Origin of the sequence: Chromohalobacter marismortui, assembly GCF_004364315.1 — a bacterium.
Taxonomy (GTDB): domain Bacteria; phylum Pseudomonadota; class Gammaproteobacteria; order Pseudomonadales; family Halomonadaceae; genus Chromohalobacter; species Chromohalobacter marismortui.
Window position 1 is genome coordinate 157,269 of sequence record NZ_SOBR01000005.1, and the last position, 24,393, is coordinate 181,661.

The following is a 24,393-nucleotide window of genomic DNA, read 5'->3' on the forward strand; positions in this document are numbered from 1 at the left end:
GGGAGAACACATGATCCGTCACTTGATTGCCTACGCCTGCCTGGGTCTCGTCGGCCTGCCGCTCGTCGTGCACGCCTTCGATCGCCAGGCGCTCCAGGACCGTATCGAGCAGGTGCCGGCGCTGGAAGGCCATTTCACGCAGACCCGCTGGCTCTCCGATGTCGACACCACCCTCGAAAGCCAAGGCCATTTTGCCTATGTGCGCGATGAGAAGGTCGTCTGGCAATTGACAATGCCCGTGGAAGATACGCTGGTACTCACGCCGGATGCCCACGAAAGCGCGCCCTCGAATAGCGCTCGACAGGGCGGTCGCGAGCAGATCGCCGCGTTATTGCTGCAACTGCTCGGTGGAGACTGGTCGGCACTCGAATCGCGCTTCAAGCAGCACCTGCAAGGGAGTGCCGACGACTGGCGGATGCGACTCACGCCTCGCGACCCGGCGCTCGCCGAACGCATCGCCGAGATTCGTCTGTCCGGCGGCCGCTACATCGACCACATGGAAATGGACACTACCGGCGGCGATCGCTTGCGCATCGACTTCCGCGATCAGAAGCCCCTGACGCCCAAGGCAATCGACGCCCTCCCCGACGCCACTCCCCGTTGACCGGATCGGGAGAACCGCCCATGTCGCCGTTACCCAACGCCACGCGCACGCCCCGCTATCTTGCCTGGGCCTGGCTGATTGTCCATGTACTGTGTCTAGTGACGCTCGGTTGGCTGCTGCGCGACGGCCTGCCTGCGGATACGCGACTGACCGCCATGCTCCCCGAGGACCGTCAGGCACCGCTGGTAGAACGTGCCAGCGCCAAGCTGGGCACGAGTTTCGAGGACCGTTTCGTCCTGCTGTTGCACGCCGACGATCTGTCGAGTGCCACGCCGGCACTGGCCGACGCACTCACCGACGCCAATGGCACGGCACCGCGACTCAATGCGCTCGTCTGGCGAGATACCGACCTCATCGACAAGGACCCACGGGCAGCGCTCGATGTCTATCGGTATCGTTTGCTGACCCCCGCCATCCGCCAGGCCATCGATGCCGATGGTGGCAAATCACTGATCGCTCCCGCGCTGCAGGCACTGTTTTCGCCGGTGGCAAGCCCCGACCCCGTGCGCGACCCCTTTGGACTCCTCGATGCCTGGCTCGAGGAACGTACCCAAGGTCGCGTGACCCCGCGCGACGGCCGCCTGGGTATCGACATCGACGGCCAGCGCTTCGATCTCCTGATCGGCGAACTCGCCGCCTCCCCCTACGCGCCGGACGCCCAACAACGCCTGACCACCGCCTTGGCGGATTTCAAGGCGGCACACCCCGAGGCGACGCTATTACGCTCGGGATTGATCTTCCACGCTGCCGCCGGGGCCGAACAGGCCAAGCAGGAAATGTCGACCATCGGCCTCGGCGCCTTGCTGGGCCTGATCGCGGTCCTGTTATTCGTGTTTCGTTCCGCCAAGGTGTTGCTTGCCTTGTTGTTGCCGCTGGGCAGCGGGCTGCTGCTGGCCCTGACCTCGACCCTGGTGCTGTTCGGCAGCCTGCACTTGCTGACCCTCGCGTTCGGCGCCAGTCTGATCGGGATTGCCATCGATTACGCCCTGCACCTGCAGAGCCATCGGGCCATCGCCGGTCGTGCCTTTCGTCTTCGCGCGCTATTACCCGGCCTCACGCTCGGCCTCATATCCAGCCTGGTCGCGTATCTCGCCCAGACCCTCACGCCGCTGCCGGGATTGCGCCAGATGGCGGTCTTTGCCGCATTGGGCTTGCTCGGCGCCTGGCTCTCGGTGGTGCTATGGCTGCCCCACTTGCGCCTCCCCATCTCGCCGACCACCGCACACCTGGCGACCCGCTGGGAGCACCTCACCCGAACGTCTTGGCATCTCACGCCCGGCTGGGTGGGTGTGGTCGTCATGCTGATGCTCGCGCTCTGTGTATGGCGGCTGCATAGCGACGATAGCCTGCGCCTGCTCAGTTCATCGCCCGATGCCTTGCTCGAACAAGAACGTATCGTGCAACGACATCTAGGCAACGACACCGGTACCCATTACTTACTGGTACGTGGCGACGACGAGGCCGCGCTGCTCGCACGGCTCGCTGCCCTGCACGCACCCCTCGACCGCCTGCAACGCCAAGGCGTGATCAACGGGCACGCCGATCTCGCCGACAACGTGCCGCCGCCCACACAGCAAAACGCCAACCTCGCGCGCGTCAGACGCCTGTACCAGGCGCCGCTCGACACACTCCTCGCCCGTGCGGGGTTGCCCAAGACGCTGGCCGAACGCGCCCGCGCGCGCCTCGACGCCAGCCCGGTGCTGGATGTCGCCACATGGCTCGACACTCCTTTGGGCGAAGCACAGCAACGCTTGTGGCTGGGCAAGACTCCCCACGGTGGCGTCGCCGCCACGGTGGTGCTGCGCGGCGTCGAGGACGGCGCAGGCGAGGGCCCCCTGCGGGCGCTGGCCGAGTCCAGGTCCGGCGTCACCTATGTCGATCGTATCGAACGCCTGTCCGGCCTGCTCGGCGAACTGCGCACGCATATCGCCGAATGGCTGACGCTGGGCCTGATCCTGCTGAGCGCGGCGCTGACCCTGCGCTATCGGCATCGTACCTGGCGGGTGCTGCTTCCCCCACTGGGCGCTACGCTAATCGTATTGACGAGTTTCGCGGTGGCCGGTATACCGCTCAACGTGTTCAGTCAATTGGGGCTATTGTTGGTCTTGGGCATCGGTCTCGACGCGGGTATCTTCAATGCCGAGCACCCCCGGCAGGCCGCCGCCTGGCTGGCCATCAGTCTGTCCACCCTGACGAGCTTGCTGGCCTTCGGGCTGCTCGCATTCAGTGCGACCCCGGCGCTTCACTATCTCGGCCTGACCTGCCTGATTGGCCTGGCCGCGGTGTGGGGGCTGGTCTACTTGCTCAGGCCTGGCCCACGAGGAGACGCAGGATGAACATGCACACCGACGCACCCTCCCATGACACCGATTGCGACGTTGCCATCATCGGTGCCGGCCCCGCCGGCGCGGCCGCCGCCGCGCGCCTGAGTCACCTCGGATGGCGGGTGCATGTCATCGAACGCAGCCATTTCCCACGTTTTGCCATCGGCGAAAGCCTGTTGCCGCAGAGCATGGCCTATCTCGAAGCCGCCGGTTTGCTGGAGGCCGTCCAACGGGCCGGCTATCAGCCCAAGAACGGCGCCGCTTTCACACGCCGCTCGCGGACTACCGCCATCGACTTCCGCGACAAGTCCACGCCCGGCTGGGGCACCACCTATCAGGTGCCGCGCGCGGATTTCGATCAGCGCCTGATCCATGCCGCCGGGGCCCTGGGGGCGACGCTCGAGTTCGGTACCACCGTCACCGCGTTCGATGCCCACGCCATGCACCCCACGCTGCAGCTCGAGGACGAACAGGGCATGGCGCGTCGCCTAAACGCACGCTACGTTCTCGATGCCAGCGGGTATGGCCGGGTCCTGGCACGCCTCGAGGGACTCGAACGCGACCCGCGCGCCGAGCCGCGCATGGCGATCTTCAGCCACGTCGAGGACGGTATCGAGGACGCCGATTACGACCGCGAGAAAATCCTGATCGGCGTGCACCCCGAGGATGCCGGCATCTGGTATTGGCTGATCCCGTTCGCCGACGGCCGCGCGTCGGTGGGCGTCGTCGGCGATATCGAGACGCTTACCGCACATGGCGACTGCCCCGAGGCGCGCTGGCAAACCCTGATCGACCGGGAGCCCCGCTTTCGACAGCTCCTGCACCAGGCCCGGCGCGTGCGCGAGGTCAACGAGATACGTGGCTACGCGGCCAGCGTCACACAGTTGCACGGACCCGGTTACGCCCTGCTCGGCAATGCCGGGGAGTTTCTCGACCCGGTGTTTTCCTCCGGCGTCACCATCGCCCTGCACTCGGCACACCTGGCCGCGCCCCTGGTCGATCGCCAGCTACGCGGCGAGTCAATCGACTGGCACGCCGACTTCGAGGCGCCGCTGCGCGCCGGGGTGGATACCTTCCGCGCCTTCGTCGAGGCCTGGTACGCCGGGACGCTGCAGACCATCGTCTTCCACGAGGCACCGCCGCCACGTTTCAAACGCTGGATCAGCGGCGTCCTCGCCGGCTACGCCTGGGACCACGACAATCCTTTCGTCACCGCGTCGCGACGACGCCTGGCGGCCCTTGCCGAAGTCTGCGCGCAGCGCGACGAGGTACGCTCATGAACCTGACACGTCATCCTCTGGCGCTCGCCCTGTGCGGGCTAATGCTGCTCGGCGGTTGCTCCCTGGTGCCCCCCATCGCGCCCCATCCCGCGCTGGATCACGCCGCACGCTCGGCAACGCTCACCCGGCGCCTGACGTTCATACCGAACGACGCGGAGGCGGACACACAGACGCTGATCGCCGTGCTGCGCCTCGCTCCGGACGAATTGCGCGTGGTACTCACCACGCCCTACGGGCAGCGCCTGACGACGCTGGTACGCGACGCCTCGGGCAGTCGCTTCGAACAGGGCGACGCCCCGCGCCGGGATGCCTTGCCGTTTCCACCGGACTGGCTGGCGACGCGGCTGGAATGGTCGCTGTGGCCCCGCGCGGCGCTCGAAGACGCCTTCGCGGATAGCGAATGGACGCTCGACGAGGATCGCCAGCGGCGATTGATCACCTATCGCGGCGAGCCGGTCGCACGCATCGCCCCGCCACCGGCTCAACGCGACATGAACGGTGCTGCCACCGTCGTATTGGAAGATTTTCAAGGCGACTATCGACTACGCATCGCCCCACTCGATTCGTCCACCGATCACGAGGCCTCGCGATGAGCCTATCCGCCGACCGTCAACGCTGTCGTCTATCGCGCCCCGGCGTGGTGTGTAGCCTTGGAGACGATCTGGACACCATCGCCGGCGCCTTGTTCAACGGGCAACGCGGGCTGACGACCAGCGCCGCTTTCACGCCCGAACGCGATTTGCCGCTCGGCATGGTCACCTGCGCGCTGCCCGACTGGCACGATTGGCCGCCCGAGCAGCGCAGCCGCAACAACCGCTTGTTGGCACTCGCCATGCAGCGACTGCACGACACGCTCATGACGCTGCGTGAATCGGTGGCGCCCGAGCGCATCGGCGTGGTCATCGGCACCAGTACCTCGGGTATCGGCGAGACCGAACATGCCATCGCCCAAGCAGGCCGAGAGGGTCCGCTACCCGAGACGTTCCGCTATGCCAATCAGGAGCTCGGCGCGCCGGCACACTTCGTGGCCGATCGCCTCGGCGCCCGCGGGCCGGTCTATGCCCTCTCGACGGCATGCAGTTCCAGCGCGCGGGCCCTGGCCAGTGCGCGACGCCTGCTCGCCAGTGGTACCTGCGACGCCGTGGTCGCCGGGGGCGCGGATAGCCTCTGCCGCTTGACCGTCAATGGCTTCGCCAGCCTGGAAGCGATCAGCGAGCGGCCTTGCCTGCCGTTCTCCGCGCACCGCGACGGCATCAATATCGGCGAGGCGGCGGCGCTGTTCGTGGTCACCGAGGAGGACGGCGGTATCCAGCTCGCCGGCGTGGGTGAATCCAGTGACGCCTACCACATCTCCGCCCCGCGGCCCGACGGCAGTGGCGCCCATGAGGCAATGCGCCAAGCCTTGGCGATGGGAGGCTATGCACCCGAGGCAGTCGACTATCTCAACCTGCATGGCACCGGCACGCCCCACAACGACAGCATGGAAGCCAGAGCGGTGACGGCACTGTTCGAGACACCGCCGCCGTGCAGCTCCACCAAGGGGCTCACCGGTCATACGCTGGGCGCCGCCGGGGCGCTCGAAGCCGCCTTCTGCTGGCTGGCGCTGACACACCAACAGTGGCCGGTGCATGTCTTCGACGGCCATCCCGACCCCGAACTGCCATGCCTCGACCTGGTCGCCTCCGCACGCGCCGCCGGCCGCATGCGCTCCGCGTTGAGCAATTCCTTCGCCTTCGGCGGCAATAACGCCGCGCTGTTGATGACGCGCGAGGAGTACTGACATGGCGCTCCACACGCCTTGCGATATAGGGCCCTTCGTTCCCCATGACGGTGCGATGTGCCTGCTCGACACCCTGCTGGATTACGACGCCGAGGGGGCCACGCTGGCGATCACGCCCGGGGGCGGCGATCTTTTCGTCGAGAACGGTGCGATTCCGGCCTGGGTCGGCCTCGAATGGATGGCGCAAGGCGTCGCCGCCTGGGCCGGGGTCTGGGCACATATCGATGGTTCCCCGCCGCCACCCGGCTTCTTGATCGCCAGCCGGCGTTATCATGCCCATGTGGATGACTTTGCCCTCGGCGAACCGGTGCATGTTCGGGTCACGCGGGAATTCGTCGCCGACAACGGCGTCCGTGCTTTCGCCGGCATACTCTCGACGCCGGCGGGCCAGCCGCTCGCCGAAGGACGCCTGAGCATCTTCCAGCCGACGCCGGACGCGTCTTCTTTCCCTGCACAAAGGCACAACGCTCGATGACCGACACCATCCTGGTGACCGGTGCCAGCCGTGGCATCGGTCGCGCCACTGCCCTGCGCCTCGCGCACGACGGCTTCGATATCGTCCTTCATTACCGCTCACGCGAACAGGACGCCGAACGCGTCGCCGAGGAGATTCGCGCGCTTGGCCGCGAGGCGCGCCTTTTATGCTTCGACGTCGCCGATCGCGACCAGGCACGCACTCTCCTCGAAGCGGACATCGAGGCCCACGGCACTTATTTCGGCGTGGTCTGCAACGCCGGCATCACCGCCGACAACCCGTTCCCTGCGCTTACCGGCGACAACTGGGATAGCGTGGTACATACCAACCTCGATGGCTTCTACAACGTGCTGCACCCGCTGGTCATGCCGATGATCCAGCGCCGCAAGCCGGGGCGCATCGTTACCATCGCCTCGATGTCGGGGCTCATCGGCAATCGCGGCCAGGTCAATTACAGCGCCGCCAAGGCGGGGGTCATCGGCGCTACCAAGGCGCTGGCCATCGAACTGGCCAAGCGCCATATCACCGTCAACTGCGTCGCGCCAGGCTGGATCGACACCGACATGACGCACCACCTATCCCAGGAAGAGGTGCGCAAGTTGATTCCTATGCGCCGCACCGGCCAGGCCGAGGACATCGCCGGCGTGGTGAGTTTTCTCTGCTCACAGGACGCCGCTTACATGACGCGTCAGGTGTTGCCGGTTAACGGCGGCATGTGTTGAGCAGGCATGTCGCTTACCACCATCAAGCTTGGCGCGACGGGGCCGATAATGAGGCATACGCCTGAGGCAATGGATACGACACAATGAAACGCTTGGTTCTGACGCTCGCCGTGCTTCTCGCGACCGCCCTGCTGGGGGGCGCGCTGCTGTCGGCCACCGATCTCGCCTGGCCGCTGCCGCCGGCGGCCTTGATACCCCTGGGCGCCTTCGTGTTAGCGCTGGGCGCGCTGGCGATCCTGGCGCTGCTCGGCCTGGCGTTCTGGCAGCAGCTCGTGCAACAACAGCGTGCGTTACGCGACAGTCTCGACGCCCTGGCGCACCATGGACGTACGCAGACCACGGCCTTGCTGGCCGAGCATTTCATGCAACATGCCGAACGCTTGCTTGAGAAGGAAGGACTGGACCCGAACAAGCGCAATGTGCTGCGCTGCCTGGCCATCGATGCGTTACGCGGCAACAGCGGGCGTGGCGATCCCAACTATGCGCGTCTGGCACGGCTCTTCGAATGGTTCGACGGTGAGGCACGTGCCACCGACGACGGCGTCGAACGGCGGCGCCTGCTGGTACCGGTGTTGATGCAATATGCAGATGTCGCCGACCAACTATGCCGTGTCGGTGAAAGCGAGCCGCAACGCGTGGGCGAATTCCTGAGTCACCAGCCGCCGGCGGTGACTCAGCAAGAGGAGGAGGAAACACCGCCGACGTGACCCACGCCTTGCGTCATGCGTCTCACTGCCCCTTGATCGCCGCCGTCACGGTCACTTCCACCTTGAGCTCATCGGCAGGCATCGGCGCCACCACGCAGGTACGCGCCGGCGCATGACCGGCGGGCACCCAGGCATCCCACACCGCGTTCATGGCCGCCACATCGCCGCCATCGGCCAAATAGACCGTCGCCGTGAGCAGATGCTCACGGTCCGAACCGACTTCCTCGAGCAAGGCATCGACACGTGCCAGCATGCTCTCGGTCTGCACGGTGATGTCGTCGTGGCGGGCATCCGGCCCGGCGACCTGACCGCATAGATAGGCAATGCCGTTGTGCATCACGGCCCGGCTCATGCGGGCCTTGGTGTCGTGACGTTGAATGATCATCGTAGTGCCTCGTCATGCGCAGCGCTTAGCGCAGCAGGAGTAAAGGAGATTGGGCGCGGCGAATCATCGCCGTGGTGGTACTGCCGACCAGGAACTGGCGAATGCGCGAGTGACCGTAGGCGCCCATGACCAGCAGGTCAATATCATGTTGCTGCCGATAGTCGCACAGCACCTTCTCGACCTCGCCGGCGATGATGTGCGACTGCACGGCGCTACTGGTGGGCGTTAGCTGTTTCTCCGCCCAGGCCAGTTGCTCGCGATGCTCATCGGTATCCGCCCCCACCAGTACCAGGTGGCATTCCAGGTCGCGCAGCAACGGCCGCTCCGAGAGCAGTTCGACCATCTTGCGCGTGGTGGGGCCGCCATCGAAGGCAATCAGATAGCGTGTCGGCGTCGTGAAAGACTCCGGTACCACCAGAATGGGGCGATGCAGCCCACGAATCACGCGTTCGAGGTTGCTTCCCATGTGCTCCGGCGAGGCGTCCGCCGACTCTCCGCGCTTGCCCAGCACGATCAACCGTGCTTCTTCTTCGATCTCGGTCAAGGCCTCGACCAGCTCGCCGTTACGCTGACGCGTCTCGACTTCAGTGATACCGGCAGCCTCGGCGCGCTCGCGTGCGGCGCTCAACATCAAGCGGCCATGCTCTTGGGCAACCTTGCCACGCTGCTCGTCCAAGGTCGCCAACTCTTCGAGAAGATGCTCGCGCGAGCCGAGCCCGATATTGCCGCGCGGATCGAACTGGCTGGGTGCCTGATTACGGTCCAGCACATGTACGAACGACAGCGGCACTTCCATGCGCTGGCTGGCCCAGATCGCCGCATCGCTCACGGTTTCCGCATAGTTCGAGCCATCGATACACGCCATGACGTGGGGGGCTTTCATGTGGCGAGCTCCTTTCCATCTTCTTGTCGGGGTCCCATCGCGATGGGGCTGACTGCATGATACTCAGGGTCGGGGAGACTTGTCGTCTCCCCCGCAACTCAGTGCCCCATGAGTTTTTCCACGGCGTCGGGCTTGTCATGTACCGCGAAACGGTCCACCAGAGTGGCACTGGCCTCGTTGAGCCCCACGACCTCTACCTCGGTCCCCTCACGGCGGAACTTGATGACCACCTTGTCGAGCGCGCCCACGGCGGTGATGTCCCAGAAGTGGGCACGCGTCAGGTCGATACGCACACGCTCCACGGTTTCCTTGAAGTCGAAGGCGTCGGTGAAGCGATCCGCCGAGGTGAAGAATACCTGGCCAACGACACGATAGACGCGTGTCTTGTCGTCATCGCCTGTCTCGCTGCCCACGTACAGGATCTGGCCGACCTTGTTGGCGAAGAACAGCGATGCCAGCAACACGCCGACCAGCACACCGATGGCCAGGTTGTGGGTCGCCACCACCACGGCCACCGTGGCGAGCATGACGATGTTGGTCGACATCGGATGCTTGCGCATGTCGCGCAGCGACTCCCAACTGAACGTCCCGATGGCGACCATGATCATCACCGCCACCAGCGCCGCCATGGGAATCTGCGCGACGAGGTCGCCGAGGAACACCACCATGATCAACAGGATGACCCCGGCGCACAGCGTGGAAAGCCGCGTGCGTCCGCCGGATTTGATGTTGATCACCGACTGCCCGATCATCGCACAGCCGGCCATACCGCCCAGGAAACCGGTCGCGATGTTGGCCACGCCCTGGCCCTTGCACTCACGGTTCTTGTCGCTGGGCGTGTCGGTGAGCTCGTCGACGATGGTCGCGGTCATCAGCGACTCGAGCAGCCCCACTACCGCCAGCGCGGCGGAATACGGGAAGATGATGGCCAGGGTCTCGAAGTTGAGTGGCACGTCCGGCCACAGGAACACCGGCAGCGTATCCGGCAGCTCGCCCATGTCGCCTACGGTGCGCACCATGGAGAAATCGCCCAGCATGTAGACCGCGGTGAGCACGATGATGCACACCAGCGGCGACGGCAGCATGCGGCCAATGACCGGGACATAAGGAAACAGATAGATGATCGCCAGCCCGGCCGCGGTCATGGCGTAGACATGCCAGGTCACGCCGGTCAACTCGGGCAATTGCGCCATGAAGATCAGAATCGCCAAGGCGTTGACGAAGCCCGTGACCACCGAGCGCGAAACGAAGCGCATCAAGGCGCCCAGGCGTAGATAGCCGGCCACGAGCTGCAACACCCCGGTCAGCAGGGTCGCGGCGAGCAGGTATTCGAGTCCATGCTCCTTGACCAGGGTCACCATGAGCAGCGCCATGGCGCCGGTAGCGGCGGAAACCATCCCCGGCCGGCCGCCGGTGAAGGCGATCACCACGGCCATGGAAAAGGACGCGAAGAGCCCCACCTTGGGGTCGACCCCGGCGATGATCGAGAAAGCGATCGCCTCGGGGATCAGCGCCAGCGCCACCACGGCGCCGGCCAGGACGTCCGATCGGACGTTCGAGAACCAGCGTTGTTTGATTGATGCGTACATGCGTTGTGTCCATCGATGAGAAAGGTCAGATATTTCGCTCGGCGCGCCTGGCGACGACTGATCCAGGCCACGGCATCGTGTCATGTGCCGATGTCGAGAATGCGACGAAAACCGAAAAGACGGCCGGATACGGCCCCGCAACGCTTGATGCGTCGCGGGGCCGCGCAGGAGCGAGGAAATGCTCCAGAGAGAGGGGAAACGCTAGGGCGGCGTTGCGCTCATGAAATCAATCGGCCTTGAACGGTCGGTTGGGGACACATGGCGGCATGTGCCCGAGAAAACGCGGGATTCTATCAACTCGACGCCGTCTTTGCACCTTTGGTCGTAGAGGAAGACGCAGCACGCCAATCGAATCGCGGCCAGCCACGTCGTTCTGCGGCGCGTGCCAGGCGCGCATCTGGCTGTATGACATGCGCATGATCGACGTGCTCGAGCAGCGGCAGATCATTGTGCGAATCGCTGTAGCCCCACAGGACATCGGGCCGATGGGCGGCCTTGCGCTCGGCGAGCCAGGCCTCGAGCGCCTTCAACTTGCCCGCCTGATAGGTGACGATACCGGACGGCTCACCGGTGAAACACCCCTCGGCATCGAAGGCCGGGTGCGTGGCCAACGCCTCGTCGGCACCGACGACGTCGGCGATGGGGGCCACCAGGTGATGCATCGACGCCGAGATAATCACGGTGTCATGGCCCTGCGCACGGTGCCAGGCCAAACGTTCGAGCGCGCCCGGCATCAAACGTGGCCGGATCCAGGCCTCGATGAACGTCATCACCTCGTTGCGCACCGTCTCGCGCTGACGGCCAATCAACGGTGCCAGCACGAAGCGCAGGTGTGCCTGCATGTCCAGCGTGCCGGCGTGATACTGCTGGTCGTGACGCGCCACCTGCTCCATGAAGGCCTCGCCATCCTCCACCCAGCGGCGTCTCACCAGCCAGGCAATCCACAGGCCCGTGCAATCGCCGTCGAGCAACGTGTCGTCGAGATCGAATATCGCCAGATGGCGGCTATCAGCGGTCATGGCGACTGGCTCCTGGAAAAACGAGGCGTCATTCTAACCGCTCTTCATGACAAACGTCTGTCACACTTCGTTGCCCGTCGCCTCATCACCCGTCGAGGCGCGACCCGAGGCCGTGCCGGAGGTGCCGTTCTGGGAATTGTCTCCCGACGATACGGTGCCCGACGTGTTCAAATGCCCCTTGAAGGCCTCCATGATGTCCATCGGCAACGGAAACACGATGGTCGAGGCGTTCTTGTTGCTCATGTCGCTGAGCGTCTGCAGGTAACGCAACTGCAATGCCGCCGAATTGCTGGCCATGACATCCGCCGCCTCGACCAGCTTGTGCGAGGCCTGCAGTTCGCCCTCGGCGTGGATCACCTTGGCACGCCGCTCGCGCTCCGCTTCGGCTTGCCGGGCGATGGCGCGAATCATGCTCTCGTCGAGGTCGACATGCTTGATCTCGACATTGGCGACCTTGATGCCCCACGACTCGGTCTGGGCATCGAGAATCTCCTGGATATCGTTGTTGAGACGGTCGCGTTCGGAGAGCATCTCGTCGAGATCGTGTTTGCCGAGCACCGAACGCAAGGTGGTCTGCGCCAGCTGGCTGGTGGCGACCCCGAAGTTCTCGACCTGGATGATGGCCTTCTCCGGATCGACCACGCGAAAGTAGAGCACCGCATTGACGCGCACGGTGACGTTATCCTGCGAGATGACGTCCTGTTCCGGCACGTCCAGGGTCACGGTGCGCAGGTCGACGACCTGCATCTTCTGGATGCCGGGAATCAGCAGTAACAGCCCCGGCCCCTTCACCGCCTGAAAGCGTCCCAGGAAGAACACCACGCCGCGTTTGTACTCCGGCAGGATGCGTATCGCCGCAAACAGCAACAGCACCACGAGAACAATCGGGACTAGATAGGCATAACTCGCGAACATGGCGTCACTCCTTCTCGCTAAGCGTTGGCGCGCCCCATGTGCCGTTCAACGGCTAGGGGGTTGTCGTCATCGGCTCGACCACCAGCGTCAAGCCTTCGTTGGATACGATTCGCACTCGCTGGCCACGGGCCACGGGAGCGGCACAGCGCGCCTGCCAGCGCTCACCGTGAACCATGACCTTGCCTTGCCCCTGAAAATCCGCCAGCACCGTGGCCTCCTGCCCGATCATCTCCTCCTGGCCGCCCTGAGGACGATGTTCGCGTAGCCTCACGACTCCCATCACGACCCACAGCAAGAACCCAGCGGCCACCAGAGCCACGCCCCCCACCAATGGCAGTGCCAGCGCCTGGTGCGTGTCGTCCATCAACATCACCGAACCGGCCACGAAGGCCGCCAGGCCGCCGAATCCCAGTACCCCAATGCTGGGCACGAACGCTTCGGCCACCACCAGCGCCATGCCCAGGAAAATCAGCACCAAGCCGGCATACCCCACCGACAGCACCTGGAAGGCATACATGGCGAGCACCAGACAGATCGCGCCGACGACACCGGGGAACAACGTACCCGGGCTCAGCAATTCGAAGATCAGCCCGTAGAAGCCGATGATCATCAGGAAATAGGCGACGTTGGGATCGGTGATGAACGCCAGTACCCGGGCACGCCAATCGGGCGGTTGACGCTCGAGCGTCATGTTGTCCGTCGAGAGCGTGCGCGTCCCGTCGTCCATGACCACGCGCCGCCCGTCGAGCTGGGTCAGCAGAGCGTCGAGGTCGTTCGCCACGATCTCGATGACATTGGCCTCCAACGCCTCGTTGGCCGTGAGATTGGCCGCCTCGCGGACCGCGCGTTCGGCCCACCGAGCGTTGCGCCCATGGCGTTCGGCGAGCGAGCGAATGGTGGCCACGGCATCTTCGAGCACCTTGCGCTCCATGGCCGACGACGTCTCTTGATCGTCACCCTCTTGCGCTTCATCCGGCGTCGGCTCGCCGCCACCGCCGCCGAGCTGCACCGGCGTCGCCGAGCCGAGATGCGTGGCCGGCGCCATGGCGGCGACATGGCTGGCGTAGAGCAGGTAAGTGCCGGCGCTGGCGGCACGCGCTCCGGCAGGCGAGACATAACTGACCACCGGCACCGGCGAGGCAAGCATCGCGCCGATCATGTCGCGCATCGACGCGACCAGCCCCCCCGGTGTATCGAGTTCGAGAATCACCAGCGAAGCGCCGTTTTCGACGGCACGCTCGAGCCCTCGCTGAAAGTAATCGCTGGTGGCGGGGCCGATACTGCCGTCGATGGTCAGGACCACGCCGTGGGGCGCATCACTCGAGTCGGATTGCGCGCTCGCCAGCCACGACAATCCCAGGCCCGCGAGTACCAGGCAGGCCCACATCAGACAGCGACGCATCGCGACGCCATCACTGAGGCGTGGCATCTTGGCGCTCCGAGGCCGAGGCGCAGGGGATGGGGCGTGTCGACCAGGTCGTGGCACCGTGCTCTCCGTGACATACACGGCTGCCGCCGGACATGACGGCACGCGTCTCGACATTCGGCAACGAAGACGCATCGGGCTGCACGATGATCGACGGGTACACATTGACGCGATCGCGCCCTTCTCGCCACCCACGTTCCCCCCATCCATGCCAGGCGTGACGCTCACGGTCGTAGTGTCTGTCCTCATGCCCGGCGCGGTGCGACTCGAGCGGTAGCAAGCGCCCGCTTTCGGGCTCGTAAACCTTGATGCCATCCGCGCTAGCGGCCGTGATTCCCGCCACCGCCAACAGCAAGGCAATGCCCATCGCGACAGGCATTGCGTGACCCACGTACCGATACCTCATCATGTTCAGCTCCTCGCAACCCGAGTCTACTCACGGGCCTATGACATCAGTCTAGTTCACGTGCACCACACAACCATTCCCACAGCAGCTCGCATGCCGGCCGCAGTGCCCGCGCCTGCGGGCGTACCAGCCAGAAGGCTTCATCGGTGGGCATGCACAACTCAAACGGCGCCACCAGATCGTCACGACCATCGAAGAGGCGCCGGTGGGTCAGCGCGACACCGGCACCGCGGGCGGCCAATGCCAGCGTGGCGACCTGAGTATCGCAGATGAACGAAGCACACCGCGCCTCCAGCCCCTCGACACCGGCCAGCGACAACCAGCTCGGCCAGCCCAGCGCGAAGCCCGCAGCGTGCAGCAGCGTGTGCCCGGCCAGATCGTCGGGTGCCTGTAACTGACGGGCGAGCGCCGGCGCGCACACCGGCAGCATGACCTCCTCGTTGAGCAGCACCGACTGCATATCGGGCCAATCCCCCTGGCCATAGCGAATCTCCATGTCCACGCCTTCGGCACCGAAGTCACCGGGCCACACGGCGCTCACCAAGCGTACCGTGATATCGCGATGCCGTTGATGGAACCGGGTCAACTCGGTCGCCAACCAGCCATTTTGCAAGGCGGGCGTGGCCCGCAGCGTGACCGGTGCGTCGGGATGCGGCCCGAAGACTTCGGCAGTACCTTCGGCGATACGCGTAAAGGCCTCCTGAATGCTCGGCAGCCAGGCCTGCCCGGCCGGCGTCAACGATAGGCTCCGTGGGTGACGCACGAACAGTGCCTGGCCGAGACGGTCCTCGAGCAGGCGAATCCGTTGGCTGACGGCCGACTGCGTCACGCCCAGTTCGCGCCCGGCCTGGGTGAAACTCAACGTGCGTGCAGCCACCTCGAAGGCTTGCATCCATAAAACCGGCGGTAGGGACATGGCGAACTCGACGATGGTGAATACGCTCCCATGATCGTCAATAAGCCACCCATTAGCAAAACTTGGCCTCAGGTACGAGATTCATCGTTTGTCTAATGTCGCCGCAAGGCGACAAGCTAGTGGCCGATTCGCACGAGCCATATCAGGAGGCCAGCATGCAGTCCCAGCGCCATTCCCCCACCGTCGACATGAGCGAACTGTTCCCTTACGCACAGGGACTCGCTTTGCATACCAGCCAAGCCCACGACAAGGCACTGGAGGTCACCTGGGAAAACGCCGACAGTGCACGCTTCAGCTACCGCTGGCTGCGTGATCACTGTGCCTGCGCGCAATGCCGTCATGCGACGACGCGCGAGCGTCTTTACATGCCGCTCGAGGACGAGAACTTCCTGAACGCCCAGCCCGAGGCCGCCGTTGAAGACGGTGCACTGGTGCTGCGCTGGGCGGACGGCCATGAATCGCGCTTCGACGCCGGGTGGCTGTATCAGCGCCGCCCCGAATCGCACATCGATGACGGCGTTCCCCGCGCCGAACCCTGGCGCGAAGGCTTTACCCCGGTCCACGTGTCGCACGCCGAGATGATGGGCGGCAGCGAAGGCCGGCGCGAATGGCTGACCGCCCTGCTGCGCGACGGCCTGGTCCTGCTCGACGATGGCCCACGCGAACTCGAGGAGGTCGTGCGCATCACCGAACTCTTCGGGCCGATGCGTGCCACCAACTTCGGGGCACGCTTCGACGTCCAGTCCAAGCCGAATCCCAACAATGCCGCTTATACGGCCATCGGCCTCGAGCTGCATACCGACCTCCCCAACTGGCGCCATCCGCCGGACATCCAACTGCTGTATTGCCTGGAGAACGAAGCGGAAGGCGGCGAATCGTTGTTCGCCGATGGCTTCGCGGTGGCCGAGGCGCTGCGCCATGAAGCACCGGAACTCTTCATGCGTCTGCGCGACACGCCCATCGATTTCCGTTTCCAGGACGAAGACAGCGACATCGCCGTGCGCGCGCCGGTCATCGACGTCGATGCCACGGGCCGCATTCGCGAAGTCCGCTTCAACAACTGGATTCGTGACACCCTGCGCCTGCCACCGGAAGAAGCCGATGCCTGGTATGAAGCCTACCTGGTCTTCTGGCAGCGTCTGCGCGAGCCGCGCTTCCGCGTCGACTTCGCACTGGGCTCCGGGCAGATGGTGGCCTTCGACAACCGGCGCGTCCTGCACGGTCGCGGCGCCTTCGATCCCAATACCGGCCGCCGGCATCTGCAAGGCACCTATCTGGATATCGACCACCTCGAATCGCATCTACGCGTGCTGGCGCGCCACGCTTCCAACGCCGCGCCCGCTACTCCGACAACATCCACCAATGAAACGGGAGTTTCCTGATGTCTCATTCGCTGCGCTCTTTACTCGTCGGCCTACCGCTCGTCGCCGGTATCGGCCTCCCCATGACCGCCCAGGCCGCCGACGACAGCGTCAACTTCGGCGTGCCCTCGTGGCCCGGGATCACCGTCAAGACCGAAATCGCCAGCCAACTGCTGGAGCCGCTCGGCTACACGACACAGGCCGATAACGTCGGCTTGCAGGTCATTTATCAAGGCCTGAAAAGCGGTGACCTGGATGTCTTTCTAGGTGGCTGGCTGCCGGCTCAAGAGCCGATGCTCACGCCCATGGAAGACAACGGCGTCGTGACACGCATCGCCAACAACGTCGATGGTGCGCAAATGACCCTCGCGGTGCCTGACTACGTCTACGAGCAAGGCGTGACCTCGTTCGCGGATCTCGATGCACATCGTGATATGTTCGAAGGGGAGATCTACGGCTTCGGGGCCGGCTCGGCCGCCAGCGAGATCCTCAACAAGGCGATCGACAACGACACCTGGGGGCTCGGTGACTGGCAGTTGGTGGACACCAGCACCGTCGGCATGCTCAGCGCTGCGCGTGATGCCATCTCACGCGAGAAGCCTATCGTCTGGGTCGGCTGGACACCGCACTGGATGAACATTGAAATGCCGATGCGCTATCTGGACGACAGCAAGAACCTGTTCGGCAAGGGCAACGGCGCCAGCCAGGTGCTTACCTTGATGAACGCCGACTATGCCGATGCCCACCCCAACCTGGTCGCGTTTTTCGAGAACTTCACGTTCACCGCGGAACAGCAAAGCTGGATGATCAAGGCCTTCGGTCTTGACAAGAAAGGACGCGAAGAAGTGGCCAACACCTGGATTCACGATAATCCCGAGCGCATCAAAGCGATGCTAGAGGGCGTGACCACGACGGACGGCAAGGCCGCCTGGCCGGTCGTCAAAGACGCCTTGTCTCTATAAGGCAACCACCGCGACCACGGACATGGCATGGTGAGGTGCCATGTTTCCACCATGCGGGCTCTCACGTATGCTTGACGCATCCAACGTTGAGAGGCCCGCATGTCCCGCTCCCTCGCTATCCTGTTCGCCTTGCTGGCCGTCATGCTCGGCTGTGGCCTACTCTGGCAATGGCTGGCCATGCAAGACATCCTGACGCCGCAAGCCCTACTGCAAACGCTACAAAATGCCGATACATGGCGCGACACCGCTTGGGCGCCCTTGGCGGTGATGGGGATCTATGCCCTGACGTCGCTGGTGATCTTCCCATTGAGCCTATTGGTGGCCGTCACCGGGTTGGTCTTCGGTCCTGCCTGGGGCTTCGCCTATGCCATGCTGGGGACGTTGTCGGCGTCGATCGCCACTTACTGGGTAGGCCGGGCGTTGGGACGCGACGCGCTACTGCGCCACGGCGGCCAGAAGCTCAACGGCCTTGCGCGATTGCTCGCGGGACGTGGCGTGCGCACCATGGTGCTGTTCAATCTGCTGCCGCTGGCTCCCTTTACCCTGACCAACATGCTGGCTGGCGCCTGCCACCTGCGCTTTCGCGAGTATATGCTCGGCTCCACGCTGGGGATCGCCCCAGGGTTATTGGGCGTCACTCTGCTGGGGAGTCAGTTGGGATCGCTGGTCACCGCGGAAAGCCGCGAGGGATTGCTGATCGCCGCCGGCGGCATCGTGGTCGCCGTCGGTATCTTGTGGGGACTCAAGCGTTATGCCGAGCGGCGTAGCAAGCGTGGGTAACGCCCCCTCCAGGCGAGCTCACTTGCTGGGCGCTTCCTCCGTGACCCGGACGGCGTCGTTCTCCGGCACGGTTTGAAACACCGAGCGCAATACCCGGCCACGATGCCGCAGCAAACGCCACTCGGCTTCGAGACGCCCGCGCACTTTTTCCCAGGTCCCGTCATCGCGCTCTGCCGCGCTCACTTCCGCCTCGAGCACCTGACGATAGATAGTCAAGCAATGGTCGGCGCAACGTCGCTCATCGAAGCTGAGTGCACTCTCGAGTGCCCCCTTGCGCAAGGTCGCGCGCAGCGCCTGATCTTGGAGTGTTTCCAGCGCTTTGGCGAACGTCTCGACATCGTCGTTCGGCAACATGATGCCGTTGAGACCGTCGCCCAGCACTTCGCGCACGCCACTGGCATCGACCGCCACCACCGGCAGACCGGCCGCCATGGCCTCGGCGATGACCATGCCCTGGGTTTCGCTGTGCGAGGCGAAGGCAAACGTATCCATCGCATGGTAGGCATCGATCAGCGCCTGATCGTGCAGTTTGCCGGTGTAATGGAAGCGGTCTGCAACGCCTTCGCGCGCAGCATGGTCGTGCATCGCCGTGCGGGCGTCTCCCTCGCCGACGATCAAGGCGCGTGCCTTGGGATGGCGGGCCATGAAACGCGACAGCGCTGCCGCCAGGAAGTCGAGATTCTTCTCCATGGCCAGACGCCCCACATGCCCTATCACCATGGCGTCCTCGGGAATGCCGAAACGCTGGCGCCAACGCCTTCCATCGCCTCGGGCAAAGGTGCGCGTATCCACACCGCTGGCAATCACGCGCACCTTGTCGGGTAAAACGCCGCGCTGGGCCAATAATCCCGCAATGCTTTCGCTGGGGGCGATGACCGCATCGCACAAGCGCGTGTATTCGCTCGACAGGGCAATCGCGAAACGCTGCATGCGCGGCGAGTCGCCGGGCACGTAATGGGTGTAGTGCTCATAAAGCGTGTGATGGGTAAAGACCAGCGGCAGGCCATAGGTTTGCGCCACGCGTGCGGCGGTATCACCGAGCAGGAAAGGGTGATGGGAGTGCACCAGGTCGGGCTCGAACGCCTCGATGGCCTCGTAGAGTTGGCCGGGCACCGGTACGGGAAGAGAAAAATCACTGCCGTTGAAGCGCTGCATGGCCACCACGCGCACCACATCACGTTCGAAACGTGGCTGACCATCCAGTTTCGGCGCCACGACCAACACACTATGCCCCGCATTCTGCAGGCACCGCTTGAGACGCTGAACGGATTCACTCACGCCACCCACGGTCGGACAGTAGGTGTTGGTGAACATCAGGATATTCAATCCCTCGACTCCCTATGACCTCGAAAGTACGACGTGGACCTGGCCCGCCGCAAGGCGGCATATCATAGCAGATAGCATGGCACCCAAGGCCAGAGATGGGGACATTAACGCGATGCACCGGGCAAGTCGGGCACGCGGCCAGCCATTTCCGTGGTCATGAACTCGACGAACTGGCGAATCCGGGCACTGTCCCTCGCCCGCCCCGCGTAGAGCAGGTAAAAGTCCGCTCGAATGCCTTGCCACTGCGGTAGCAAAGGCACCAGCTCGCCGCTTGCCAGATATTCGTGAACGTCCCACCAGGAACGCAGCAATATGCCGTGGCCATCGAGCGCCATGCGCGTCATTGCCTCGGCATCGTTACTCGCCAGGCGACCATGAACGCGTATGGCACGCTGGATGCGCGCGCCCTCGGTCGCCTCGAACCGCCATAGCGAATAATCGGTATCGTTCTCGCGCACGATCAGGCAGTGATGGTCGGCCAGATCTTCCAACTGCTCGAGCTTCGGGGCATTGGCGAGATAGTGAGGGGCTGCACACAGCATCCGGCGGTTGGCGAGCAGCCGTCTGGCGATCCAGCGCGAATCCGGTGGTTCGCCGACACGAATGTTGATATCGAACCCCTGCTCGTCGAGTCCCTGCGGGAAGCTGGTCAATTCCAGGAGGAGCTCCAATTGCGGATGGAGCGCGGCAAAACGCGAGATCAGCGGCGCCACGTGACGGCGGCCGAAACCGAAGGTGGCGTTGATTCTCAGCCGCCCCGAGAGCGTCGCGCCCTGATCCCGCAGCGAGTTTTCCAGATCACCCAGATCATCGAGGATCATCGCGCCACGCGTCAGATAGCGCTCTCCTTCCGCTGTCAGCGATAAGCGGCGGGTGGTCCTTGCCGCCAGCGACACGCCCAGACGCGCCTCCAACTGCTGCAACCGCTTGCTCACCGCCGAAAGAGAGAGCCCCAAGTCTCGAGCGGCGCCCGTGAGGCTGCCGGCCTGCGCGACCCGTTGAAAGAAGGCCAGATCATCGACTGCGGACACCGGATTCTCCACCTCAACGCAACATTAGGTTCAATATTACGCGAATTATCCCTAAAACTTCAGCATCTACACTGACATTTCCACCCACACATCGATTCCCAAGAGGTAAGCCCACCATGGCCCAGACACCGCACAAGACTCACAAGATCGCCGTCATTCCTGGTGACGGCATTGGCACCGAAGTCACCCCGGAAGGCGTCCTCGCCCTGAAGGCCGCGGCCCAACGCTTCGGCATCGACCTCACCTTCGAAGACTTCGACTTCGCCAGTTGCGATTATTACCTCACCCACGGCCAGATGCTGCCCGACGACTGGAAAACCACGCTGTCACGGTTCGACGCCATCTTTTTCGGCGCCGTGGGCATACCCGACAAGGTGCCCGACCACATATCGCTGTGGGGCTCGCTGCTGCAGTTCCGGCGTGAATTCGACCAATACATCAACCTGCGCCCCTGCAGACTGATGCCGGGTATCAAGAGTCCACTGGCCGACCGTCAGCCCGGCGACATCGACTTCTACGTGGTCCGCGAGAACACCGAGGGCGAGTACTCGAGCATCGGCGGCAAGATCTTCGAAGGCACCGAGCGCGAAACCGTCATGCAGGAAACCGTGATGACGCGCACCGGCATCGACCGAGTACTCAAGTACGCCTTCGAATTGGCGCGCAAACGGCCACGCGGCAAGCTTACCTCGGCCACCAAGTCCAACGGCATTTCGATCACCATGCCCTACTGGGACGAACGCGTGAAAGCCATGCACGCGTCCTACCCGGAGATCGACGTGGATCAATTCCACATCGACATTCTCACCGCCAATTTCGTGCTCCACCCCGACTGGTTCGACGTGGTCGTCGCCAGCAACCTGTTCGGCGATATCCTCTCCGACCTGGGCCCGGCATGCACCGGCACCATCGGCGTGGCGCCCTCGGCCAATATCAACCCGGAAGGCACGTTCCCCAGTCTCTTCGAGCCGGTGCACGGCAGCGCGCCGGATATCGCCGGCCAAGGCATCGCCAACCCCATCGGCCAGATCTGGTGCGGCGCGATGATGCTCGATCATCTGGGCCACGAAGATGCCGGCAAAGCCATCCTCGACGCCATCGAGTCGGTGCTTGCCAAGGCCGACCCCAGCGTGTTGACACCCGATCTCAAGGGACAGGGCACGACACGTGACCTGGCGCAGGCCATCATCGACGCGATATGAGGCATCGCTGAGGTCGCACAAGACAGGCGCGTCGCCTAAGGTAATGGGCACGTGGCACGACAAGCCACGGCCAAGACCGTAACCGCTCCAGGGAGAGGATCATGACGATATTCGAAGCACTGCGAGAAAGCCACGACAAGCAGCGCACCTTGCTTGACCTGCTGGTCAAAACGCACGGCGATAGCGATGGTCGCGACGAGCTCTTCAAACGCATACGCAGCGAGCTGGAGCATCATGCGGGGGCGGAAGAACGCGCCCTCTACGTCCCCATGATGGAACACGACATGACACAGGAGAAGGCCCGTCACAGCGTGGCCGAGCATCACGAGATCGACGAGTTGATCGAGACCCTGCAAGCGACCGATTACAGCTCACCGGCCTGGCTAGCAACGGCGCGCCAACTGCAGGAGATGGTCACTCATCATCTCGACGAGGAAGAGCAGGAAGTCTTCCAACTGGCAGGGCGCGTCTTCGACGATGCGACCAAGCAGTCGCTGGCCGACACCTACCAGGAGGAAATGCAGCGCCTGGCGTCTTGAGAGGGAGGCCGAACACCAGGCCATAACACCAGCGCCCGGCGAGAACATCTCGCCGGGCGCTGGTGCCTTCCGCCATCGCCTACGGCGAGGCGCGCTACCAGGGCGGTATCAGCGATCCGATGCCACGCGGAAACGCACCACCGCCTGGTAGAGATCGGCGGCTTGGGTCTCGAGCGAACCGGCAGCCCCCGCGGCCTGCTGTACAAGCGCCGCGTTTTGCTGCGTCACCTGATCCATCTGCGTCACGGCCTGATTGACCTGTTCGATGCCCGAGGACTGCTCCTGCGAGGCGGCCGAGATCTCGGCCATCAAATCACTGACACGCTGGGCACCCTCGCGAATCTCGCCCATCGCACTATCGGCTTGGTCGACGAGCTCCGCACCCGCGTTGACATGTCCTACCGAGCCTTCGATCAAGGTCTTGATATCACGCGCCGCGTCCGCGCTGCGACTGGCCAGATTACGTACTTCGCTGGCGACCACCGCGAAGCCACGGCCCTGCTCGCCGGCACGCGCCGCTTCCACCGAGGCGTTGAGCGCCAGCAGATTGGTCTGGAAGGCGATGTCATCGATCAGCGAGATGATATCGGCCACCTTGCGCGAGCTGCTGCGGATCTCGCCCATGGTGTTCACGACCTGGGTGATCACCTCTTGTCCATGCGCCACCGATGCCGTGGTGGCATCCGACACTTTATTGGCTTGATTGGCGTTTTCCGCGTTCTGCCGCACGGTAGCTGTCAATTCCTCCATGCTAGACGCGGTTTGCGCCAACGACGCCGCCTGTTCCTCGGTCCGCGCGGACAGATCGTTGTTGCCCGTGGCGATCTCGCGTGATCCCTGGTCGATCGCCTCTCCCGCGTCACGTATACGCGCAATCGTCTTGCTCAACTCGAGACGCATGCGCTCGATGGCATACATCAAGCTTTGCGTATCGTCCTCGCGCAATGTAACGGGAGACGTCAGATCGCCCTCGGCGATACGCCCCACGACACGCGCGGCCTCGTCCGGCTCGCCACCCAGACTGCGGTACACATTGCGAATCACCAGCAGGAAAGCCGCCGTCAGGAGCCCCCCCGCCACCAGCAAGACCAGTGCGTACTGCCACAGCTTGTCGATGAAGGCCGACTGAATGTCGTTCGTATAGACACCCGCCGCCATGTTCCAGCCCCAGGGGTCGAAGCGTTCGACGTAGCTGAGCTTGGGAAAGAGCGCATCGCTTTTGGCATCACGCGAGGAATACGGCAGATAACCGCCGCCCTTTCCGGCAAGCGCAGCCAGATCGCGATACACGGCCACCCCATTGGGATCCTTGTAATCCGACATGTCCGTGCCGGCGTCACGACGTGGGTGATAGACGAGTTTCGCATCGGCGTCGAAAACGAAGACATAATTGTCGCGGTCACTACCGAAGCGTATCGCGTCGAGGGCATCCACCGCCCGCGCCTTGGCCTCTTCGGCGCTCAGTTCGCCCGCCGCCACTCGCTCGGCATAGCCGTCCAGCAGGGTATGCACCATGCCGATGGTGTTGGAAAGCGCGGCCTTGCGCTCATCGAACATCACGCTCCGACTCTGCCACGCCATGCTGACCACGATGGCAATCATGACTAGCCACATCAGTGCCAGCGTCAGCCACAACTTCCGCTTGAGCGTCCACTGCGTACGTGTCGTCTCGGCATGAGACCCGTGCGATACCACCGGCGCCGCCGGTTCATCCGCGTGAGCGACCACGCTCGAATTAGCCATTATCCCCCCTTGCCCTGA

24 protein-coding genes are annotated in these 24,393 nt (G+C 64.1%); 13 read left to right on the forward strand and 11 right to left on the reverse strand.

From position 1 onward, the window contains the following. Positions 1-10 precede the first annotated feature (10 nt). The 8 genes from C8E00_RS12445 to C8E00_RS12480 all read left to right on the forward strand — a co-directional run bounded on the left by C8E00_RS12445 (position 11) and on the right by C8E00_RS12480 (position 7,892). Entirely contained in the window at positions 11-604 is a 594-nt protein-coding gene (locus tag C8E00_RS12445; RefSeq protein WP_166638318.1) for an outer membrane lipoprotein carrier protein LolA, read from the forward strand. 20 nt (positions 605-624) lie between these two features. Further along, positions 625-2,940 carry an MMPL family transporter gene (locus C8E00_RS12450; RefSeq protein ID WP_133697844.1) on the forward strand — a complete coding sequence of 772 codons (2,316 nt, stop codon included), beginning with the start codon at positions 625-627 and terminating at the stop codon, positions 2,938-2,940. Further along, the gene (locus C8E00_RS12455) at positions 2,937-4,208 is read left to right on the forward strand and encodes an NAD(P)/FAD-dependent oxidoreductase (RefSeq protein ID WP_133697845.1); all 1,272 of its coding nucleotides are present in this window, start codon (positions 2,937-2,939) and stop codon (positions 4,206-4,208) included. Before C8E00_RS12450 ends, C8E00_RS12455 begins: the two co-directional genes overlap by 4 nt. Further along, positions 4,205-4,801 (forward strand): DUF3261 domain-containing protein, encoded by a 597-nt coding sequence (locus C8E00_RS12460; protein ID WP_133697846.1) that lies wholly within the window; start codon positions 4,205-4,207, stop codon positions 4,799-4,801. The genes C8E00_RS12455 and C8E00_RS12460 overlap by 4 nt, the downstream gene beginning before the upstream one ends. Continuing rightward, positions 4,798-5,988, forward strand: a complete 1,191-nt coding sequence (locus C8E00_RS12465; protein WP_133697847.1) for a beta-ketoacyl-ACP synthase — start codon at positions 4,798-4,800, stop codon at positions 5,986-5,988. The genes C8E00_RS12460 and C8E00_RS12465 overlap by 4 nt, the downstream gene beginning before the upstream one ends. 1 nt (position 5,989) lies before the next feature. Then, positions 5,990-6,463: a hotdog family protein gene (locus C8E00_RS12470; protein WP_133697848.1), complete on the forward strand. Its 474-nt coding sequence runs from the start codon at positions 5,990-5,992 to the stop codon at positions 6,461-6,463. Further along, positions 6,460-7,185, forward strand: coding sequence for a 3-oxoacyl-ACP reductase FabG (gene fabG / locus C8E00_RS12475; RefSeq protein WP_133697849.1), 726 nt, complete (start codon positions 6,460-6,462; stop codon positions 7,183-7,185). Before C8E00_RS12470 ends, fabG begins: the two co-directional genes overlap by 4 nt. Positions 7,186-7,268: 83 nt before the next feature. Beyond that, positions 7,269-7,892: a hypothetical protein gene (locus tag C8E00_RS12480; RefSeq protein ID WP_133697850.1), complete on the forward strand. Its 624-nt coding sequence runs from the start codon at positions 7,269-7,271 to the stop codon at positions 7,890-7,892. 22 nt (positions 7,893-7,914) lie between these two features. Here C8E00_RS12480 and C8E00_RS12485 read toward each other — a convergent pair whose 3' ends face one another. The 8 genes from C8E00_RS12485 to C8E00_RS12520 form a co-directional block, all read right to left on the reverse strand. Continuing rightward, on the reverse strand, positions 7,915-8,277 hold the full coding sequence (locus tag C8E00_RS12485) for a RidA family protein (RefSeq protein WP_133697851.1): 363 nt from the start codon (positions 8,275-8,277) through the stop codon (positions 7,915-7,917). Positions 8,278-8,302: 25 nt separating this feature from the next. Further along, complete coding sequence (locus C8E00_RS12490) at positions 8,303-9,160, reverse strand: universal stress protein (RefSeq protein ID WP_133697852.1); 858 nt, start codon at positions 9,158-9,160, stop codon at positions 8,303-8,305. A gap of 98 nt (positions 9,161-9,258) precedes the next feature. Beyond that, positions 9,259-10,749 (reverse strand): SulP family inorganic anion transporter, encoded by a 1,491-nt coding sequence (locus C8E00_RS12495; RefSeq protein ID WP_133697853.1) that lies wholly within the window; start codon positions 10,747-10,749, stop codon positions 9,259-9,261. A gap of 293 nt (positions 10,750-11,042) precedes the next feature. After that, positions 11,043-11,768, reverse strand: a complete 726-nt coding sequence (locus C8E00_RS12500; RefSeq protein ID WP_133697854.1) for an HAD family hydrolase — start codon at positions 11,766-11,768, stop codon at positions 11,043-11,045. A gap of 60 nt (positions 11,769-11,828) precedes the next feature. Beyond that, positions 11,829-12,683, reverse strand: a complete 855-nt coding sequence (locus C8E00_RS12505; RefSeq protein WP_133697855.1) for a slipin family protein — start codon at positions 12,681-12,683, stop codon at positions 11,829-11,831. Positions 12,684-12,735: 52 nt separating this feature from the next. Continuing rightward, positions 12,736-14,112, reverse strand: a complete 1,377-nt coding sequence (locus tag C8E00_RS12510; protein WP_133697856.1) for an NfeD family protein — start codon at positions 14,110-14,112, stop codon at positions 12,736-12,738. After that, positions 14,096-14,518 carry a hypothetical protein gene (locus tag C8E00_RS12515; RefSeq protein ID WP_133697857.1) on the reverse strand — a complete coding sequence of 141 codons (423 nt, stop codon included), beginning with the start codon at positions 14,516-14,518 and terminating at the stop codon, positions 14,096-14,098. Before C8E00_RS12515 ends, C8E00_RS12510 begins: the two co-directional genes overlap by 17 nt. Before the next feature lie 43 nt (positions 14,519-14,561). Continuing rightward, positions 14,562-15,431, reverse strand: coding sequence for a LysR family transcriptional regulator (locus C8E00_RS12520; protein WP_133697858.1), 870 nt, complete (start codon positions 15,429-15,431; stop codon positions 14,562-14,564). A 155-nt stretch (positions 15,432-15,586) separates the two neighbouring features. Between C8E00_RS12520 and C8E00_RS12525 the strand changes: the two genes are divergently transcribed. The 3 genes from C8E00_RS12525 to C8E00_RS12535 all read left to right on the forward strand — a co-directional run bounded on the left by C8E00_RS12525 (position 15,587) and on the right by C8E00_RS12535 (position 18,534). Beyond that, positions 15,587-16,813, forward strand: a complete 1,227-nt coding sequence (locus C8E00_RS12525; RefSeq protein ID WP_133697859.1) for a TauD/TfdA family dioxygenase — start codon at positions 15,587-15,589, stop codon at positions 16,811-16,813. Then, positions 16,813-17,754, forward strand: a complete 942-nt coding sequence (locus C8E00_RS12530) for an ABC transporter substrate-binding protein (RefSeq protein WP_133697860.1) — start codon at positions 16,813-16,815, stop codon at positions 17,752-17,754. Before C8E00_RS12525 ends, C8E00_RS12530 begins: the two co-directional genes overlap by 1 nt. A gap of 99 nt (positions 17,755-17,853) precedes the next feature. Beyond that, entirely contained in the window at positions 17,854-18,534 is a 681-nt protein-coding gene (locus C8E00_RS12535; protein ID WP_133697861.1) for a TVP38/TMEM64 family protein, read from the forward strand. 18 nt (positions 18,535-18,552) lie between these two features. Here C8E00_RS12535 and C8E00_RS12540 read toward each other — a convergent pair whose 3' ends face one another. Both C8E00_RS12540 and C8E00_RS12545 read right to left on the reverse strand, forming a co-directional pair. Then, positions 18,553-19,860, reverse strand: a complete 1,308-nt coding sequence (locus tag C8E00_RS12540; protein ID WP_243833188.1) for a glycosyltransferase — start codon at positions 19,858-19,860, stop codon at positions 18,553-18,555. Between the two features lie 104 nt (positions 19,861-19,964). Further along, positions 19,965-20,891: a LysR family transcriptional regulator gene (locus C8E00_RS12545; protein WP_133697862.1), complete on the reverse strand. Its 927-nt coding sequence runs from the start codon at positions 20,889-20,891 to the stop codon at positions 19,965-19,967. Between the two features lie 116 nt (positions 20,892-21,007). Between C8E00_RS12545 and C8E00_RS12550 the strand changes: the two genes are divergently transcribed. Then, positions 21,008-22,093 carry a tartrate dehydrogenase gene (locus C8E00_RS12550; RefSeq protein WP_133697863.1) on the forward strand — a complete coding sequence of 362 codons (1,086 nt, stop codon included), beginning with the start codon at positions 21,008-21,010 and terminating at the stop codon, positions 22,091-22,093. A gap of 101 nt (positions 22,094-22,194) precedes the next feature. After that, entirely contained in the window at positions 22,195-22,632 is a 438-nt protein-coding gene (locus C8E00_RS12555; protein ID WP_133697864.1) for a hemerythrin domain-containing protein, read from the forward strand. 108 nt (positions 22,633-22,740) lie between these two features. Here C8E00_RS12555 and C8E00_RS12560 read toward each other — a convergent pair whose 3' ends face one another. Continuing rightward, positions 22,741-24,375 (reverse strand): methyl-accepting chemotaxis protein, encoded by a 1,635-nt coding sequence (locus tag C8E00_RS12560; RefSeq protein ID WP_133697865.1) that lies wholly within the window; start codon positions 24,373-24,375, stop codon positions 22,741-22,743. Positions 24,376-24,393: the final 18 nt, after the last annotated feature.